This is a genomic window from Effusibacillus sp. SKA8 (assembly GCF_058273125.1).
The window spans coordinates 204,194-221,720 of sequence record NZ_JBZCSF010000002.1 but is presented as its reverse complement, the minus strand read 5'-3'; the positions used below and the strand labels follow the sequence as shown (position 1 = coordinate 221,720).

The following is a 17,527-nucleotide window of genomic DNA, read 5'->3' as shown; positions in this document are numbered from 1 at the left end:
AGGGCCTCTTTTGTTTTGATATAATGGAACAGGTAACGCAATATACAATAATAAAAGGGTGGCACGTATGAACAAACTGGTTCGTCTGCGCAATCTGGCGCTAGGGTTGATTTTTGCCGCATTTATTCTTATGTACATCGGCGTGTTTTTTCGCTCCCTGCTGGCGGTGTTCTTTGTCGTCGGACTGCTGCTGATCACGGTCAGTATCGGCATTTATTTCCGCATGGGTGCGGTTTCCGTGCGGATTCCGCAGGTTCAATGCCCGAACTGTGGAAAGCATACGAAAGTGTTGGGGCGTGAAGATTTCTGCATGTTTTGCCGGACGCCGCTCCGCCTTGACGAAAACGGACGATTGATCAACCCTGCAAAATGATTCGTCTCAAGTGTTGACTCGCCGTATAAAATTCGTATTGACGGCTTCACGATCCCGGTGGTACAATTCATCTAAATTCAAGTTTAGTTTAGCGCGTAAAAGCGTCTAAGCGCGAAAGTGCATGTCCGTGAGGAACGAAGCCCAGTAGGCTTGCGGTTTGCCAGCTTCAGAGACCCGGTGGCCGGTGCGAACCGGGGGAACTGCAAGGCCGAATTACACTTCGGGAACGGGCAGGGAGACTCGATCCCTTATCAAGAGCCAAGCGGATTGTTTTCACTAACCCACAGGCGGCATGCCGCAGGGTTTGTGAGGCGGTCAAGCAGGGTGGTACCGCGGACTGCAATGTTCGTCCCTTCGCATGTGGGAAGGGGCGTTTTTATTTTATGCGGGTCCCGGCAAAGCGGAAAAGCCATCCGGAACTTTTGCGGGGTTCCCGCCCAGGCGCCCGTCGCTTTTGCGGGAAAGTTCTCTTGTCTTTTACAGACTTGAATGAGGAGGAATGGGTACAATGGTAATCGTGATGCACAAAGAAGCGACCGAACAAGATCTGCAGGCGTTAAAGTCGGCAATCGAGGAGTTGGGGATGCAGGTTCACATATCGAGGGGGGAAGAGCGCACGATTGTCGGATTGATCGGCAACAAGCGCAACGTGGAAGGATTTCCGTTTACCAGCTTTAACGGTGTGGAGTCGGTGGTTCATGTCACGCATCCGTTTAAACTGGCAAGCCGGGATTTTCATCCGGAGCCGACGGTTGTCGATGTCGGCGGAGTGCAAATTGGCGGCGGCAATGTCGTCATCATGGCTGGACCCTGTTCGGTGGAAAGCCGCGAGCAGTTAATGGAGTGCGCCTATGCGGTAAAAGAAGCGGGTGCGCAGATTTTGCGCGGCGGAGCGTTTAAACCGCGCACGTCTCCCTACGCGTTCAACGGGCTTGGCGAGGAAGGGTTGAAACTCCTGGCGGAAGCCCGTGAAAAAACCGGTCTCAAAATTGTAACCGAGTTGATGGATCTGGAAAATTTGGAACTGGTGGCGGAATATGCCGACATCATTCAAATCGGGGCCCGCAATATGCAAAATTTCCCTTTGCTTCGCGAACTGGGCAGGATCAACAAGCCGGTCATGCTGAAAAGGGGTCTGTCCGCAACGATCGAAGAGTGGCTGATGGCAGCGGAATATGTTCTGAGCGGCGGAAATCCAGATGTGATTTTGTGTGAGCGGGGAATCCGCACTTTCGAGACGGCTACCCGCAACACGCTGGATTTGAATGCGATCCCTGTCGTCCGCAGGCTGTCCCATTTGCCGGTAATCGTCGACCCGAGCCACGGTACGGGAGTCGCATCCTACGTTCCGGCGATGAGCAAGGCGGGAATCGCCGTCGGATCGGACGGTCTGATGATCGAGATGCACCCGAATCCGCCAAAAGCGCTGTCGGACGGCGCCCAGTCGCTGACGATTCCGCAGTTTGCGGCTTTGATGAAAGAAATCAAGGCGTTGACGCAGGCTTTGGGAATGCGGATGGAGGGTCCACGGGCGGCGTCTGCCGCGCAATAACCGTTCCAGCAATGACCGGCCTCCATAAGCAAAAAATGGAAAATATTCCCGACTTTTAGTTTAACCGATCAGCCGCCGCTCCTGGGAGCGGCGGTTTTTTTACTGCCGCAAAGCTAAGGTTTTGCGGCAGGGAAGATCTGTTTGACCGTCCGGTTAAAATCGTTGACCAGCCGTTCCATGGATCCGCCGTCTTGAATGTAGCGGGCGTATCCTTGCAAACGGTTGACGCTTTCAAGTTCTCCGGTGAAATAAACTTTTGTCACATTTGGAGCCATCGATTTGACCGTGGATTCAATTTTCTTTACCAACTCCGGGGCGACGTTTCCGGTGGCGGAGCCTGCCTGGCTGGGGTCCGGCCGATCGGTGGCGGTACTGGAATGGCCAGGCGGAACGGTACTCCCCGGCGAATTGTTTATGTCGTTGATGTTTCGGCCGGACTGGGTGACCCCGTTTTGGTCGGTTTCGGGGGACCCGGACGCGTTGGAGTTGGGAATTCCTTTGCCCGAATTCGGAGACCGTGGATCGTGCTTGGCCCAGGGCTGTTGTCCGTCCGGATAATAGGTGCCGTACGGTTTTTTCATGTAGGCGTCCGGCGCTTTTTCGCCGCCGATGACGTGAGCCCCGACATAGGCCTCGCCGTTGCGAATGAGGACCGCTGCCCCCTGCAGACCGGGGATTTTATTCAGTTCCTCCGCTATCCGGTAGTCTGCCTTGATTCCCTCGGAGGTCATCTCCGGCGGATGAGCCTGTTTGATTTCGCCGCGATCCGGTGCCGCGTTTCGCCCCGCCGTGCAAGCTGTCATCGTTACGGCAAGCGACAGGGGTACGATCAGTGCCGGTATGAAAGTACGGGAACGCATAAATGAACTCCTTTCGCCATTCGTTTGTTTCTGGGGCCGTTGCTTCCATGCCCGTGAGGCGCAGTTGCGCCGTTCGCAGGTTATCCCTAGCGTGACCAAAGCCCGGAAAAATATGTATGCTTCGGTAAAGCCGGGGAAACATAGGGACAAACGAGTTCCGGGGAGGTACTGCAATGTCAGTCTGGTCGAAAATCGGTCGTTTGCTCACCGTTGACGATACGATCTTGGACGAGGATTTTTCCTTGCTGCCGGATGAGGGGACCGATGAAGAGGACCGGTTCGATACAAGCCGAAACCGCGGGGAAAAGGAGAAGGTAAAACCGATCAAGCTGAAACGGTTGGTAAAACGTTTGGATCCCCAGGCGAAAACGGGGGAGAGAGAGCAGGAACCAGACAAACGGCAGAAGCCGGCGGACGGCAAGCGGAAAGACCGATCGCATCCGGTTGTGAAAGAGGGCAAACCGGACGACCCGGTTCCAGAGTGTCTGTCCAACCGTCTGCAGGACAACAAGGATGTGGTCAACCGGATTTTTCATTTACCTGAAAACGCGGACGTCATCATTCGGGATTTTACCATTTCCGACCGGCAGCCGGTGCAAGCGTTTGCCCTGTTCATCGAAGGAATTTCGGACAAAAAGACGATCAACTCGTCCGTGCTGGAACCGCTGATGATATTTTCCCCGCTCCCTCCCGAACAGAAAGAGCAGGACCGGCTTACCGCCATCAAGGGAAAACTGCTTCCCGGCAATCAGGTCATGGAGTACGGCAAGTGGGAAGAGGTGCTGAAAAACGTCCTGGGCGGCTCCACGGCGGTATTTGTCGAGGGTGTTGACAAAGCGCTCGTCGTCGAGACAAAAGGCTGGGAACAGCGCGGGGTGGGGGAGACAACCACCGAATCGGTGGTGCGGGGGCCGCATGACGCTTTCACGGAAAACCTCCGTTTCAACACGGGGCTGGTCCGTTCCCGCCTCCGTTCCGAACGGCTGATCACGGAAATGTTGAAAGTGGGGGAAGTCGCCCCGACCGACGTGGCGATCATGTATGTCAAAGGAATAACCAACCCGCGGCTCGTACAGGAAATAAAGCGGCGGATTGAGGCGGTCAAAATCGATTTTTTGCAGGACAGCGGCACGTTGGAGCAATTTATCGAAGATCCGCCGAAGGGCTTGTTTCCGAAAATGTTGGCAACGGAACGGCCGGACCGGGTGGCGGCGTCCTTGATGGAAGGCTATGTCGCCGTTTTTGTCGGCCAGAGTCCATACGTTCTCGTCATGCCCGCGTTGATCTGGTCGCTGATGCATACGGCGGAAGACGCGTACATCCGGTACCCGTTTGGTTCTTTAATCCGGATCATCCGTTTTTTGGGGATGTTGATCGCTCTGCTGTTGCCGGCCTTTTATATTTCCGTTACCAATTACCATCCGGAGATGTTTCCGCCAGACCTGATGTTGGCAATCGCGGCGGCCAGGGAAAAAGTGCCGTTTCCCACCGTGTTTGAAGTGCTCACGATGGAGTTTGCCATCGAACTGATCAGGGAAGCCGGCATCCGGATTCCCAACGTCATCGGACCGACGATCGGCATTGTGGGAGCTTTGATTCTCGGACAGGCTGCCGTGCAGGCAGGCATTGTCTCCCCGCTGCTGGTCATCGTTGTGGCGGTAACGGCGTTGGCTTCCTTCACCTTGCCGAATTACAACCTTTCGTTTGCATTCCGGGCGTTGCGTTTCTTGTTCATTTTTGCGGCCGGAATCTGGGGATTCTATGGCGTCACACTGGGGATTCTCGTACTCGTGATGCACGTGTTGACCTTAAAGTCCTTTGGTGTACCGATGGTTTCCCCGATAGCTCCGTTTCACGGGGTCTCTCCGGACGTGATCCTATACGGACCGGTGTTCACCCATGAAAAGCGCCCTGTAATTTTGCGGCCGCAGTCGATCCGACGACAGGCGCGTTTCACGCGGCCTTGGGATCCGACCGTACATGATTCGCAAGAAGCGCAAAATCGGTTGCCGGACCCGAAACAGGCGGGAACGAGATACGAACCGCACGGCTCCGGTTCAGGCGAAAGAGGTGACCGGCATGATTAAAACGGGACATCTTGGAACAAAGGAACTGTTCGCGCTGCTTGTAATTTCTTCGACGGCGGATGTCGCGCTGTACTATCCCCAATCGCTGGTCCGCTTTGGCGGTTCCGCCGGGTGGATGATTCCTCTGGTGTCAACCGTCATTTGGCTGGTACTGTGGAGACTGATGCAACCGGCGTTGGTCAGGCAATATGGCGAGGACTTGCAGTCGTTATCCGAACGTTACTTCGGAAACCGGATATCCGGCATGTTGGCGGTCGTCATCGCCGTGTACCTGCTGGTGGACATTTCCGCGCTGATGCGGACGTTTGCCGAAGCATTGATCACGACTGTTTTGCCCAGATCCCCGATCTCTTTTTTGACAATCCCGTTTCTGGCGGTTGCCGTTTATTTCGCTTATACGGGGATCGAAGGACTGACCCGTGTGGCATGGTTTCTCGCGCCCTGGATGTTTCTCGGATTAATCCTGCTGCTGGTCATGGACAGCAACTGGGTTGATTTGCAGTATTTGTTTCCGCTCTGGGGAACGGGTGTACGGGAAATTTTGCACAGCGGCGGATTGTTCACAAGCGTGTTTGTGAACGTTCTTTTTCTGGCTGTGCTCGCGGCACGGCTCAGGCACCGGCAAGATGCGGTTAAGATCGGGTATTGGAGCATTTTGGCGGTGGGACTGACCTATGCAACCGTAACTCTGGTGTTTACTTTAACGTTTTCCAAGGAGGGAGGCGTACAGTCTCCCTTCCCGCTGTACCAGCTTGGGCGGCTGATTTACATCGGGCATTTTATACAGCGTTTGGAGGCGGCATTTGTATTCATCTGGGTCTCGATGACCCTGATCAAAGTGGCGGTCGCCTTGTGGATCGGCTCGTATTTGATCGCTGCCGCCTGCAAAATGCCGGTTAACCGGCCGCTTGTCTTCCCGCTGGCGATCATTGTTTACAGCCTCGCGTTTTTGACGGCCAGCTTTACCGAAACGGTGGAGATGAACCACCGGTACATTTTCAAATGGGGTTGGGTTGTAGTGGACATTCTGCCTCTGGGTGTGCTGTTGCGGGCATACATGAAGCGGCGGAAGGAGGAGAGCGGAGATGAGTTGTCACAAGTTGTGTAAACTGATTTTGACCGCAATCCTGACGGTCCCTCTGGCCGGGTGCTATGACAGGATCGAGCTGGAAGGCATGGCTTTTGTTGTTGCTTTGGGAATCGATAAAGGGCCGGACGACACAATGGACGTGACGGCCCGGATCGCGATTCCCGCAACATCGTCCGGTGGGGGCGGCGGTGGGGCGGCTGCCGGCGCCGACAAACTGGGTGGGACAAAACCCGTTACAGTCAGAGCCCATACGATTGGAGAAGCGATTACTCTGTTAAACACCACGGTGGAACGGCGCGTTTCCCTGCTTCATTTGACATCGGTTTACATCGGGGAAGAACTGGCACGCGAAGGGGTTGGCAAACTCATACGGCCGTTGACTCGTTTACGGGAGGTTCGGCGGACCACAAACATCTTTTTGGTGAAAGGCACGGTCAGAAAAATGTTTGAGTCGAACAAGCCGGTTTTGGAACAGTCGGTTTCCAGATGGCACGAAGATCTTATGCTTGTGGCCCGCCATACGGGATTGGCACCCGTGCAAAAACTGCATAAATTCATAATCGCAGCCGAATCCCCCACCGAGGATCCGGTTACGGCGGTGATCGCGGTGAATTCGGGGGTACAACGGGGGGCCGACTTGTCGTTTCAACCCGGCCAAGTGGTTCGCAAAGGCGGCAATCCGGTTGAGATTGTCGGCACGGCAGTCTTCAGCAGGGACCGGCTGGTTGCGATTCTGGACGGCATTGACACCCGGATGCTGCTCGCTTTGCGGGGAGAACTGCAACGGACGCTGATGGATTTTGAAAGCCCGTTCGCGAAAGGGGAACATTTGGCGATGGAACTGAAACATGCCCGGTCATCCGAGATCCGTGTCGACGCGAAATCCGTTCCCATGCGGGTGTTCATCCGCGAGAAGCTGGAAGGAGATCTCATCGAAACGCAGGGAAAAACGGATCTGACGGCTCTCGGCACGATGAACCTGCTGGAACGGCACATCCGGCAGCGTTTGGAGGAGCGGCAAAAATCGCTGCTTGCCCGGATGTATCACGAGTATCAAGTCGAACCGTTCAACATCGTCCGGTGGGCCCGCGATCAATTTGCAACAGACGGGGAACTGGCGCAGTTTGATTTCCGCAGCAAGCTGAAGGACGCACAGATTGAAGTGGCGATCGATTTCCAGATCCGCCGGGTTGGAACCCAACTCGCTCCGGTGGAAGCAAAATAGGAGGTTCGCATGAAGTGGCTCAATTTGATTTTGCAGATGATCATTCCGGCCGGCGTCACCATTTATACCGTTAATTTCGGGCGTTGGATGGCGGCGAGGGGCATCAAGTCCGGCGCCTGGGGGGCCTATGTGGTGGCTGCGATCGCTTTCGGGCTGTCTGTCTGGTCCCTTTTGCGAAACAACGTGTAAACGGATGGCAACAAATTATGGTAAAATGTTCGGGACAAAGCGCAGAAGAGGAGAGGCAGGGCATGAAAGAAGTGACGATTTACACCGACGGCGCCTGCTCCGGCAATCCGGGGCCGGGGGGGTGGGGAGCCGTCTTGATTTACGGAGATGTGGCAAAGGAGATTTCGGGCGGCGAGAAAGAAACGACCAACAACAAGATGGAACTGACCGCCGCGATCGAAGCTTTGAAATTGTTAAAGGAACCCTGCAAGGTCAAGCTTTACAGCGATTCCGCCTACCTGATCAACTGTTTTAAGGAAAAGTGGTATGTCGGTTGGGAAAAAAACGGCTGGGTCAACGCAAAAAAAGAGCCTGTAGCCAACAAGGAGCTTTGGCAGGAACTCTTGCGGCTCTACCGGACACATGATGTGGAATGGTTGAAAGTCAAGGGACATGCCGGAGATTATTGGAACGAACGCTGTGACGAGCTGGCCCGTGCTGCTACCCCGAAGTCTTGAATTTTTTTCGCTAAATTGCAAACGATTTCATGTTAAAACCTTGTTCTGCGTCGTTCCAATCCTTTCCGCAAGTTGTATAATAATTGATGAGGATGTTTGTCCATTCAAAATTGGGAGGGATTGAAGATGAGCAGAATGAAAGGATTTTTTCCGAAACCTTGGGGGCAAAACCCCGACAGAGACATGCTCGACTTCTTCAGGGAACCGTTCCTGCTTTTCCGCGAACAGATGCAAGTCGACGTAAAAGAAACGGCAGACGAAGTCATCGTGGAAGTCGAACTCCCGGGATTCAAGAAAGACCAGATCGCCATTGAACTGGGCGAGCGCAGTATCACCGTGACGGCGGAGAAACAGGAAGAAGTGGAAGAAAAGGACGACACCAAACGCTATTACCGCAGGGAAAGAAATTACGGCAATCTGCAAAGAACAATTTCTCTGCCGTCCGACGTGAAGGAAGAAGAGGCGAAAGCCAAATTCGAAGACGGTTTGCTGACAGTGGTACTGAAGAAAAAACATCCTCAACTGCCCAAAAGGAATCGCATTGAAATCGAATAACCGTCAACCGCGCAATGAAAGAGGGGCCTTCGCCCCTCTTGATTTTATTGTTGAAGCCGGAGGTTTGGCTCAACATGCCGCTTGGAATCTGGAGCTTTGTGGTAAACTTGGCTTAGCGGAGCTGTTTTGAAGGAGGTGTGGGGATGCAGGCACCGTCGAACGGTCCGGGTCACTGGGAACTGACCTGCCGGGACATGGAAGACATCCGCCGGGGGCTTGGAATCGACCTACTTTGTACCACAACGGCGGAACCGTTTCACGATGTGGCGGAAACCCTGAAGATGTACCGGGAAAAAGGGTACGAGTCCGGTTTGGAACACCCGGTCATTGCAGAACGGATTGATCCCGGAGCGCTTGTCCCGGGAGCCAAATCGATTGTCGCAATCGCGATGGCTTATCATACGGAACGGCACGGTACGTTAAAGCGACCGCGGGGAATCCGCGGGGTGTTGTCCAAATACGCCTGGGGACTCGACTACCATCACGTGCTGCGGGAAAAGTTGAACGCGCTGGCAGCCGAGATCGAGAAACGCGTCGGACGCCCGATCGCCCATCATTCGTCCGTCGACACCGGTCCGCTGGTCGATCGTTCCGTCGCGCAAAGGGCCGGCATCGGATGGTTCGGCAAACACTGTTCGATCATCACGGAAAAGTACGGCTCCTGGGTATTCCTCGGACAACTGGTGACCGATGTCGCAATTGAGCCGAGTCCACCCGGTCCGGCGACGCTTTGCGGCGATTGCGATCTCTGCATCCGGGCCTGCCCGACGGGGGCGCTTGTCAATCCGTACACCACCGATTCCGGCAAATGTTTGTCGTATATCACACAGATGAAAGGGTTTGTGCCGGAAGAATTCCGCACAAAGTTCGGCTCCCGGATCTGGGGCTGCGACACCTGTCAGGCCGTCTGTCCGGCGAACAAGGAGAAGGTGGCGGCCACGCATGAAGGATTTTTGCCGGATGAAAATCTGTCCTACCCGGATCTGTTGGAACTGCTTGCGATGAGCAACCGCGAGTTCAAGCGGATTTTCGGCAAAACGGCCGCCGCCTGGCGCGGGTTGACTGTGGTGAAACGAAACGCGATCATTGCGCTTGGAAATATCCGCGACCCGCGGGCCATCCCCAAGCTGATTGAACTCCTGGAAGACGAACGGCCGGAAATACGGGGAACCGCCGCCTGGTCGCTGGGGCGGATCGGCGGCGAGGAGGCCAGGCGGGCTGTTGAAGCGGCGCTGGCGAAAGAAACCGATCCGGAGGTCCGGCGGGAAATGAACTGGATAAGGAAGAGGGGCAGACGATGAATGCATGTTCAGAAACGAAAACCGGGTATGATGTCTTGCAATCGCCGATCGGCCCGATTTACGTGGTGGTGGATGAGCGAGGCGTCCGCAAGGTGGCGATGACGGAGGAAGAGTGGCGGGAATACCGGGAGGAACTTGGAGAACTGCCGCGGGATCAAGAACTGTGCCGGGCTGCCGTTCGGCAATTGCGGGAGTATTTTAACGGTGAACGGCGCCGGTTTGACCTTCCCTTGTCGATCGAAGGGACGGAATTCCGAAAGCGGGTCTGGCGGGAGCTGCTAGCGATTCCCTATGGCGAAGTCCGAAGCTATGCGGATATCGCGGCGGCCGTCGGCAAACCGAAAGCGCTGCGGGCGATCGGACAGGCGAACCGTGTGAATCCGCTGCCGATTTTGATTCCCTGCCACCGGGTGATCGGAAAGAACGGGGATTTGGTCGGATATGCCGGTGACAGAACCGACATCAAGAACGTCCTTTTGCGGTTGGAGCAGGGGGAGAAACCGCGATGATCGTGATTTCCGCTTGTTTGGTTGGCTGTCATTGCCGGTATGACGGAGACGCCAATCCGGTCGAGGAATTGCGGGCACTGGTGGGACGGGGGGAGGCGATTCCCGTCTGCCCGGAGCAGATGGGAGGATTGTCCACCCCGCGGCCGCCCGCCCAGATCGTAGGCGGTGAAGGGACAGACGTGCTGGAAGGACGGGCGCGTGTTGTCACGGATGATGGCGCCGATGTTACGGACGCTTTTCTGAAAGGGGCGGAAGAGGCGCTGCGGATAGCCCGGCTGGCCGGTGCCACGCGTGCGATTTTGAAAGAACGCAGCCCTTCCTGTGGTTCCTCGCTGATTTACGACGGGACTTTTACCGGCGGCAAAAAAGCGGGGCGCGGGGTGACGGCCGCCCTGTTTGCAGCGAACGGGATTCGGGTTTGTTCGGAAGAGACCTGGAAAGAGACGTTCGAAGGAGACGGCCGGGTTTAAAGATGGGGTCGCGCTTATGCGCGGCCTTTTAGCTTCCTTTGTGCCGCTCCACGTGGGCCGCGAAGTCTTGCAGGAAAGATTGCCGGGCCTGCTCTTGCTCCTGCAGCAACTCCAAACGCGCCAACGTGTACGGGGTGGGCCGGTTCATATAATGGGTGTGGCAGCTTTTCCAAACCGAGTGCGGGAACGTCAAAATCGCTTGGAGAATCCGATATTCCGCATGGCGAAGCGGCTCCACCCGGTTCACCTGAACCAGCGAGATGAGGGCCGGTTCCCGTTTCCATTCGTTCGCTTGCAGGCTGCGGCGGATCATGTGGCCGATATCAAGCATCCGCGGCCCGTACGACATCATGTCGAAATCGATCAGGTACACGCGGTAATGCGGTGTGTAGATCAAATTTTGCGGAGTGATGTCGAGATGGCAGAGGCCGGGATTCGCCTGGCTCCGGATGAGAAAATCTTGGCAGCGCGGATCTTCCAACAGTTTGGCCGCTTGTTGCGCTTGTTTCCTATAGTCGGGGATATGGCGGATGACAAACCGGTCCACCGCATCCGGCTTTCGTTTGGCATGCGCCTTTGACAAAAACAAATCAAATTGTTTCGCACGCGTTTGCAACAGCTTGTCGATTCCGAACGCCCCTTGCGGATGGTAGAATGTAGTTTCAAAACCGCGGGAAGCCTGATGGAATTCGGCAATCGCAAGGGCGGTTTCCCCGATGTGCACCGTCGATGAAAAATCGACCGGTTGCCCCGCGATCCATTCGGATGCATAGTAGTATTCGTCCCCTTGCACCGTAAACGGGAGATTTTCTTTGTTGGGGACGATGCGGGCAATTCGGGTGAACCCGTTTTTTTCAATGTGCTGCAAGGCTCTCCACATGAACAGCAGGCGCTTGGAGTTCAGGCGGGAACGTTTCAGCGCGATGGTGCCGTTTGAGGTTTCCAGCCGCATAACCGGGCCGAACGGCACCGCCCGCCGGACCTGAAACGGATAGGATTCCAGGATTTGGGGCGGATAGCCGTTTGACCGGAAGATCATCTCGAGATTTCGGGCCGACAGGTCTTCCTCTTCTTCGTCCGGGTCCACTCTGTCCTGACGGTGCCGATCCTCCCGGTTTAACTTTTTGTTTTGTGTAGAAGATTTGTGGCGGTTGTCCTTCGGCGATTTCGGTTTGTCGGGCCTCGGGACGTTCAGAAATTTTGGCGGTGTCGTCAGTTCCTTCCACAGGTCCTTCATCCACGAAGGAATTTGTTTACGGATTGCCATGGGCCGCACCTCCTGTTACCACGATATGAAAAACAGGGCGGAATGGAGTGGGCGTGTTATCGACCGTTTTTATGTCCGTGCGAAGTAAGCCGCATACCGGGAACGTCGGGGCCGGGCAACGGTTATCTTGCAAGCCGGTTACTCGCTTTACAAACTGGAAAACGGCCTGGCAAACTGCCAGGCCGTTTTCCGCTTTTACGCCAGCCGCTCTTCATAAGTGCGGATCTTGTCCTCATACTGCAGGGTGAGGCCGATGTCGTCCAGTCCTTTCAGCAGCAGTTCGCGCCGGTACGGATCGACTTCGAAAGACGTACGGAATCCTTCGTTATCGGAAATCGTAAGATTCTCCAAGTCGATGGTCAGTTGGTAACCGTTGATCGATGCCGTGCGGGCGAACAGGCTGTCGACGTCGCTTTCCGGCAGGCGGATCGGGAGAATCCCGTTTTTGAAACAGTTGTTGTAGAAAATATCGGCAAATGACGGGGCGATGATTGCCCGGAATCCGTAGTCGAGCAGTGACCAGGGCGCATGTTCCCGGGAAGACCCGCATCCGAAGTTATGCCGGGCCAACAGGATGGAAGCACCTTTGTACCGCGGTTTGTTCAGTTCGAAGTCTTCCCGCGGGTTCCCGTTTTCGTCAAACCGCCAGTCATAGAAGAGGAACTGGCCGAATCCCGTCCGTTCGATCCGCTTCAAAAATTGTTTCGGGATGATCGCATCCGTGTCGACATTCACCCGGTCCAACGGCGCAACGATGCCTGTGTGTTTCACAAAAGGTTGCATGTGTATCCCTCCTACTTCCAATTTCGTACGTCGACGAAGTGTCCGGCGATGGCAGCCGCCGCAGCCATCGCGGGGGATACGAGGTGCGTGCGTCCCCCGCGTCCCTGGCGGCCTTCAAAGTTCCGGTTCGATGTGGAGGCGCAGCGCTCGCCGGGTTGCAACACGTCCGGGTTCATCGCCAGGCACATGCTGCAACCGGGTTCTCTCCACTCAAATCCCGCCTCTTTGAAAATTTTATCCAACCCTTCCCGTTCCGCCTGTTCTTTCACCCGGTAAGAACCTGGCACAACCATGGCGCTCACATGAGGGGCCACTTTTTTGCCTTGCACGACCTTGGCGGCGGCCCGCAGGTCCTCGATCCGGCTGTTCGTGCAAGAACCGATGAACACCCGGTCGATCTTGATCCCGGTCATCGGGGTGCCCGGAGTCAGGCCCATGTAAGCCAGTGCCGCCTCAGCCGCTTTTCGCTCGGTTGGGGAAGCGAAATCCGCCGGATCGGGAACGCGTCCCGTGATGTCCGTTCCCATGCCGGGGCTGGTGCCCCAGGTCACTTGCGGAACAAGGCTGGATGCGTCAAACTCCACAACCTTGTCGTAAACGGCGCCTTCATCGGTTTTCAGTTCGTCCCATCTGGCGACAGCCTGGTTAAACGCCTCCCCCTGCGGCGCGTAGCGGCGTCCGCGGAGATAGGAGTAAGTGGTTTCGTCCGGCGCGATCAGGCCGGCCCGCGCCCCCGCTTCAATCGACATGTTGCAGACCGTCATCCGCTCTTCCATCGAAAGGGAACGAATCGCTTCTCCCGTGTATTCGATCACGTATCCTGTGCCAAAATCAGTGCCGTATTTGGCGATAATCCCGAGAATCAGGTCTTTCGCCGTAACGCCAAGCGGGAGCTTGCCGTTGACGCGCACCTCCATCGTCTTCGGCTTGGACTGCCACAGGCATTGGGTCGCCAGCACGTGTTCCACTTCGCTGGTACCGATGCCGAAAGCGAGCGCCCCGAAGGCTCCGTGGGTCGATGTGTGGCTGTCCCCGCAGACGATCGTCATGCCCGGATGGGTAAGGCCCAGTTCCGGACCGATGACGTGCACAATCCCCTGATCCGGGCTGTGCAGGTCGGCCAGACGGATGCCGAATTCTTCGCAGTTGCGCGCAAGGGTCTCCATCTGCTGTTTGGAAATCGGGTCTTCAACCGGCAAACTGCGGTCGGTGGTCGGAACGTTATGGTCCATCACCGCATAGGTCCGGTCCGGCCGGCGAACCTTCCGCCCCGCCATGCGCAGTCCCTCAAACGCCTGCGGCGAAGTCACCTCATGTACAAGATGCAAATCGATATAGAGCAGACTGGGTTTGCCGGGTTCCGCATGAATCACATGCTGATCCCATATCTTTTCAAAAAGCGTGCGTGGAGCCGTCATTCTCCTTCCTCCCCTGTTGGATGTTTTACTCCGCTGTTGCGACGGTCACGGATGGCCCGGTGTCGAATACGTCGCATGGATGCGGCGGTTGGATTCGACGCCGCGCGGACGCTCTTATGCGGAGTCTTCTTTCGCTTGTTTAAGTCCTACTAATGTTGTACCATGAATCTATCAATAGGTCTAATATATAGTTTTTATAAAAAATATAGATATTTCCTATGAAAATCGGGATTTTCCGGGAGGGGTACGCGTTTGAGCAAATACCGGGCTTGGGTGTTGTTGGTGTTGTGCAATTTGTTCTGGGCGGGGAATTATGTGTTCGGAAAATACGTGATTGCGGAGATGACCCCGCATTGGATCACGTTTTCGCGGTGGGTGCTGGCGCTGTTTCTCCTGTTCCCGATCGCTCATTTTCTCGAAAAACCCGATTGGAAAAACGCCTTCAGCGCATGGGTTCCGCTTCTGATAATGGGGCTGCTTGGCGCGATCGGGTTTAACCTGCTTTTGTATTCGGCACTCGAATACACGTCGGCGACCAACGCCGCTTTGGTCAGCTCACTGAATCCCGGCGTCATGGTGCTGTTTTCCGTCTTTTTGTTAAGGGAGAGAATCTCCCGGCTGCAGAGCGCCGGATTTGTCCTCTCGCTGGTGGGAGTGTTCGTCATTTTAACCAAAGGGCATTTGGGGCAAATTTTTTATATTGAGTACAATCGGGGAGATTTGTTGATGATCGCCTCGGTCCTTGTCTGGACGGTGTATTCGATCATCGGCAAACGGCTGGCGGGCATCCCGCCGATCACCGCGACGGCGGTCTCCACTTTGTTTGGGACGTTGCTGCTGGCCCCCTTTGCCGCCCAGCAGGGGATCGACATCGGCAAAATCGGCCCGCTGGCGATAACGGGCATCCTTTACATGGCGATCTTTCCGTCCGCTGGTTCGTTCGTTTTTTGGAACATGTCGGTGCGTGCCGTCGGGGCGAGCCAAGCGGGCGTGTTTTTAAATTTGATACCGGTCTTTACTGCCGTCATCAGCGCCAGTCTGGGCGAGAGGATCACGTCCGCCCAAGTATGGGGAGGACTGCTGGTGTTTGCCGGGGTATCCTTGACAACCGGATTGTTGGAACGGAGGCGGATGGAGAAGCGCGGCGGTAATTTTACCGGTCCGGAATGAGGGAGGAAAAAATGGAACTTCGCCAACTTCAATATGCGGTGAAAGTTGCGGAAGAACGGAGTTTTTCGCGAGCCGCGGAAAAATTGCACATCGCCCAGCCATCCCTCAGCCAGCAGGTGATGAAGCTGGAGCGGGAACTGGGGGTCAAGCTGTTCGACCGCACAGCCGCCCCGCTGGAGCTGACGTACGCGGGGGAACGGTTTGTGGAAACGGCCAGCCGGATTCTCGATCTTATGGAACAATTGCGCCGCGAGATGGAGGATGTCGTCGATTTGAAAAAAGGCCGCCTCACAATCGGCAGTCTCCCGATTACAGGCGCCCACGTTTGGCCTAGGGTGCTGCCGGCTTTTCAAAAGCGGTTCCGCGGGATCGAAGTGGTGCTTGTCGAAGGTACAACGGCGGAACTGGAAGAGCTGACGGCCAAGGGAAAAACGGATGTTACGCTGTTGACTTTGCCACTGCAGGATCCGGGGTTGGGATACGAACCGATTTTGACGGAAGAGATTCTGCTGGCGGTGCCGGCGACACACCGGTTGGTCAAGGCGGCGGCAAAAAACGGGGCTCCGCCGCAAAATTTGCCGCGGGTCGAGTTGTCCGAACTGAGGGAAGAACCGTTTATCCTGTTGAAACGCGGACAAGGATTCCGGCATATTGCGGTGGAATTGTGCCGAAAGGCGGGATTTGAACCGCACGTTGCGTTTGAAAGCAGCAATATTGAAACGGTTCAATCGCTTGTGGCGGCGGGGATGGGAGTTTCGTTCGTGCCGGAGATGGTGGCCAGATCCGGTTGGACTTCCGTGAAGCCCGCTTATTTGGCAATTGCGGAACCCGCCCCCAAAAGAACCTTGGTGGTCGCTTACCGGCAGGGAAGATATTTGTCGAGAGCGGCAGAGGCGTTCATTGGGATCATGAAGGATACGCTGTCCAAAGGCTGGTTTTGATACGTTACGTATTGAGAACTAATGTTCTGTTTGATATAATATGTATCAACAACAAAGGCAGGCTTAGAGTCCAATTTAAGGGAGCGGTACGATGGAAACAGTTTTGCAACAGATTTTGGGGGAACTGCGGACTTTTAAACAAGATGTCGGCGATTTGCGGGAAGAAATTCGGGAAATCCGGCGGGAACTACAAAGGTTTAAGCTGGAGGTTTGCGTCGAACTCGGAAGGCTGCGCGATCAGATGAACAACCAGTTCTATTATTTGTATTTTGAATCGGTGCGGCAGCGGGATGCGGCAAGCGACAATGAGCGGCCCTATACGTCTTCCAAAACCTGAAATCCGTTGCACCCAAAAGCTCCTGTTTTACATCCGGTACACCGCCAGGCAGATCAGCGTGGAACGGGAAGCGGCATAGCACGGGACAGGCGCCTGTGACATATTCTGTGATCGTGGAAAAAATCAAGAGGAGGAGTCAGCGTGTATTACGATCTGGACTGGCGACCGTATTACGGACCTATGCCACATATGTACAGTGGCGCCTACGGATACCCTGCGGGAATGGGGTATGCGATGCCGGCAGTCATGCCGTTTATGCTGCCGTCAGCACAGGAAGTTCTTTGCCGCGTCGAGCCTGCCGTACGGTATGCGGTGTACGAACAGCAGGTGGAAAAAGCCACTCTGGGGCATACCATTCGGGAAATTGCGGCGATTGCCTATTTGATGGGCAGGGGATTTCCCTTTGCGCAAGCGCGGCAAATCGTTGAATCCTGGGAAATTGACGAGAAGTTTCCCGGTTTTGAGGCGTAGACAGCTTGCAACCCGCCTGATCAGGCGGGTTGTCTGCTGATTATACGGATTTTGCCTTTTCGCAGATGGATGCGAATGCGGCCTTGTCGTTCACGGCCAAGTCGGCAAGCATCTTGCGGTTCACTTCGATGCCCGCTTTCTTCAAACCGTTGATCAGTTTGCTGTAGGACAAACCGTTGGCACGCGCTTGCGCGTTAATCCGGATGATCCAGAGTTTCCGGAAGTCGCGTTTGCGCTGACGGCGGTCACGGAACGCATACAGCAGAGATTTCATCACTTGCGCGTTCGCGGTCTTAAACAGGCGATGCTTGGAACCGCGGTAACCTCGTGCAAGCTTCAGGATTTTTTTATGACGACGGCGTGTCACCGTACCACCTTTAACGCGTGGCATATCACTTCAACTCCTTCAGGACTTGGATATAAACCGCTTTA

At 55.4% G+C, this 17,527-nt stretch carries 20 protein-coding genes; 15 read left to right on the top strand and 5 right to left on the bottom strand.

Features of this window, described 5'->3' with window-relative positions; translation table 11 throughout:
* Window positions 1-67 precede the first annotated feature (67 nt).
* Both AC4ED1_RS03390 and aroF read left to right on the top strand, forming a co-directional pair.
* Window positions 68-373, top strand: a complete 306-nt coding sequence (locus tag AC4ED1_RS03390; RefSeq protein ID WP_490935993.1) for a DUF2614 family zinc ribbon-containing protein — start codon at window positions 68-70, stop codon at window positions 371-373.
* A gap of 508 nt (window positions 374-881) precedes the next feature.
* Window positions 882-1,925, top strand: a complete 1,044-nt coding sequence (gene aroF / locus AC4ED1_RS03385; protein WP_490935992.1) for a 3-deoxy-7-phosphoheptulonate synthase — start codon at window positions 882-884, stop codon at window positions 1,923-1,925.
* 113 nt (window positions 1,926-2,038) lie between these two features.
* Here aroF and AC4ED1_RS03380 read toward each other — a convergent pair whose 3' ends face one another.
* A complete protein-coding gene (locus tag AC4ED1_RS03380; protein WP_490935991.1) occupies window positions 2,039-2,785 on the bottom strand; it encodes a YhcN/YlaJ family sporulation lipoprotein in 747 nt (248 codons plus the stop codon).
* 173 nt (window positions 2,786-2,958) lie between these two features.
* Here AC4ED1_RS03380 and AC4ED1_RS03375 point away from each other — a divergent pair, with 173 nt between their 5' ends.
* From AC4ED1_RS03375 to AC4ED1_RS03335, 9 genes are all read left to right on the top strand, one after another.
* Window positions 2,959-4,872 (top strand): spore germination protein, encoded by a 1,914-nt coding sequence (locus AC4ED1_RS03375; RefSeq protein WP_490935990.1) that lies wholly within the window; start codon window positions 2,959-2,961, stop codon window positions 4,870-4,872.
* On the top strand, window positions 4,865-5,980 hold the full coding sequence (locus AC4ED1_RS03370) for a GerAB/ArcD/ProY family transporter (RefSeq protein ID WP_490935989.1): 1,116 nt from the start codon (window positions 4,865-4,867) through the stop codon (window positions 5,978-5,980). Before AC4ED1_RS03375 ends, AC4ED1_RS03370 begins: the two co-directional genes overlap by 8 nt.
* A complete protein-coding gene (locus tag AC4ED1_RS03365) occupies window positions 5,958-7,187 on the top strand; it encodes a Ger(x)C family spore germination protein (RefSeq protein WP_490935988.1) in 1,230 nt (409 codons plus the stop codon). Before AC4ED1_RS03370 ends, AC4ED1_RS03365 begins: the two co-directional genes overlap by 23 nt.
* 9 nt (window positions 7,188-7,196) lie before the next feature.
* Window positions 7,197-7,376 (top strand): hypothetical protein, encoded by a 180-nt coding sequence (locus tag AC4ED1_RS03360; RefSeq protein WP_490935987.1) that lies wholly within the window; start codon window positions 7,197-7,199, stop codon window positions 7,374-7,376.
* A gap of 62 nt (window positions 7,377-7,438) precedes the next feature.
* Window positions 7,439-7,873, top strand: coding sequence for a ribonuclease HI (gene rnhA / locus AC4ED1_RS03355; RefSeq protein ID WP_490935986.1), 435 nt, complete (start codon window positions 7,439-7,441; stop codon window positions 7,871-7,873).
* 126 nt (window positions 7,874-7,999) lie between these two features.
* Window positions 8,000-8,428 carry an Hsp20/alpha crystallin family protein gene (locus AC4ED1_RS03350; protein WP_490935985.1) on the top strand — a complete coding sequence of 143 codons (429 nt, stop codon included), beginning with the start codon at window positions 8,000-8,002 and terminating at the stop codon, window positions 8,426-8,428.
* A 143-nt stretch (window positions 8,429-8,571) separates the two neighbouring features.
* On the top strand, window positions 8,572-9,729 hold the full coding sequence (gene queG, locus AC4ED1_RS03345; RefSeq protein WP_490935984.1) for a tRNA epoxyqueuosine(34) reductase QueG: 1,158 nt from the start codon (window positions 8,572-8,574) through the stop codon (window positions 9,727-9,729).
* A complete protein-coding gene (locus AC4ED1_RS03340) occupies window positions 9,726-10,238 on the top strand; it encodes a methylated-DNA--[protein]-cysteine S-methyltransferase (protein WP_490935983.1) in 513 nt (170 codons plus the stop codon). The genes queG and AC4ED1_RS03340 overlap by 4 nt, the downstream gene beginning before the upstream one ends.
* The gene (locus tag AC4ED1_RS03335; protein ID WP_490935982.1) at window positions 10,235-10,708 is read left to right on the top strand and encodes a 2-thiouracil desulfurase family protein; all 474 of its coding nucleotides are present in this window, start codon (window positions 10,235-10,237) and stop codon (window positions 10,706-10,708) included. The genes AC4ED1_RS03340 and AC4ED1_RS03335 overlap by 4 nt, the downstream gene beginning before the upstream one ends.
* A gap of 28 nt (window positions 10,709-10,736) precedes the next feature.
* Here AC4ED1_RS03335 and AC4ED1_RS03330 read toward each other — a convergent pair whose 3' ends face one another.
* The 3 genes from AC4ED1_RS03330 to leuC all read right to left on the bottom strand — a co-directional run bounded on the left by AC4ED1_RS03330 (window position 10,737) and on the right by leuC (window position 14,176).
* The gene (locus AC4ED1_RS03330; protein ID WP_490935981.1) at window positions 10,737-11,975 is read right to left on the bottom strand and encodes a CotS family spore coat protein; all 1,239 of its coding nucleotides are present in this window, start codon (window positions 11,973-11,975) and stop codon (window positions 10,737-10,739) included.
* 195 nt (window positions 11,976-12,170) lie between these two features.
* A complete protein-coding gene (gene leuD, locus AC4ED1_RS03325; RefSeq protein WP_490935980.1) occupies window positions 12,171-12,758 on the bottom strand; it encodes a 3-isopropylmalate dehydratase small subunit in 588 nt (195 codons plus the stop codon).
* Between the two features lie 11 nt (window positions 12,759-12,769).
* Window positions 12,770-14,176 (bottom strand): 3-isopropylmalate dehydratase large subunit, encoded by a 1,407-nt coding sequence (gene leuC, locus AC4ED1_RS03320; protein WP_490935979.1) that lies wholly within the window; start codon window positions 14,174-14,176, stop codon window positions 12,770-12,772.
* Window positions 14,177-14,428: 252 nt separating this feature from the next.
* Here leuC and AC4ED1_RS03315 point away from each other — a divergent pair, with 252 nt between their 5' ends.
* From AC4ED1_RS03315 to AC4ED1_RS03300, 4 genes are all read left to right on the top strand, one after another.
* A complete protein-coding gene (locus AC4ED1_RS03315; protein ID WP_490935978.1) occupies window positions 14,429-15,346 on the top strand; it encodes a DMT family transporter in 918 nt (305 codons plus the stop codon).
* A gap of 11 nt (window positions 15,347-15,357) precedes the next feature.
* The gene (locus AC4ED1_RS03310) at window positions 15,358-16,287 is read left to right on the top strand and encodes a LysR family transcriptional regulator (protein WP_490935977.1); all 930 of its coding nucleotides are present in this window, start codon (window positions 15,358-15,360) and stop codon (window positions 16,285-16,287) included.
* 91 nt (window positions 16,288-16,378) lie between these two features.
* Complete coding sequence (locus tag AC4ED1_RS03305) at window positions 16,379-16,624, top strand: hypothetical protein (RefSeq protein WP_490935976.1); 246 nt, start codon at window positions 16,379-16,381, stop codon at window positions 16,622-16,624.
* A 141-nt stretch (window positions 16,625-16,765) separates the two neighbouring features.
* The gene (locus AC4ED1_RS03300; RefSeq protein ID WP_490935975.1) at window positions 16,766-17,095 is read left to right on the top strand and encodes a hypothetical protein; all 330 of its coding nucleotides are present in this window, start codon (window positions 16,766-16,768) and stop codon (window positions 17,093-17,095) included.
* 40 nt (window positions 17,096-17,135) lie between these two features.
* On the opposite strand, the gene rplT is transcribed toward AC4ED1_RS03300, so the two are convergent.
* The gene (rplT, locus tag AC4ED1_RS03295) at window positions 17,136-17,486 is read right to left on the bottom strand and encodes a 50S ribosomal protein L20 (RefSeq protein WP_490935974.1); all 351 of its coding nucleotides are present in this window, start codon (window positions 17,484-17,486) and stop codon (window positions 17,136-17,138) included.
* Window positions 17,487-17,527 lie beyond the last annotated feature (41 nt).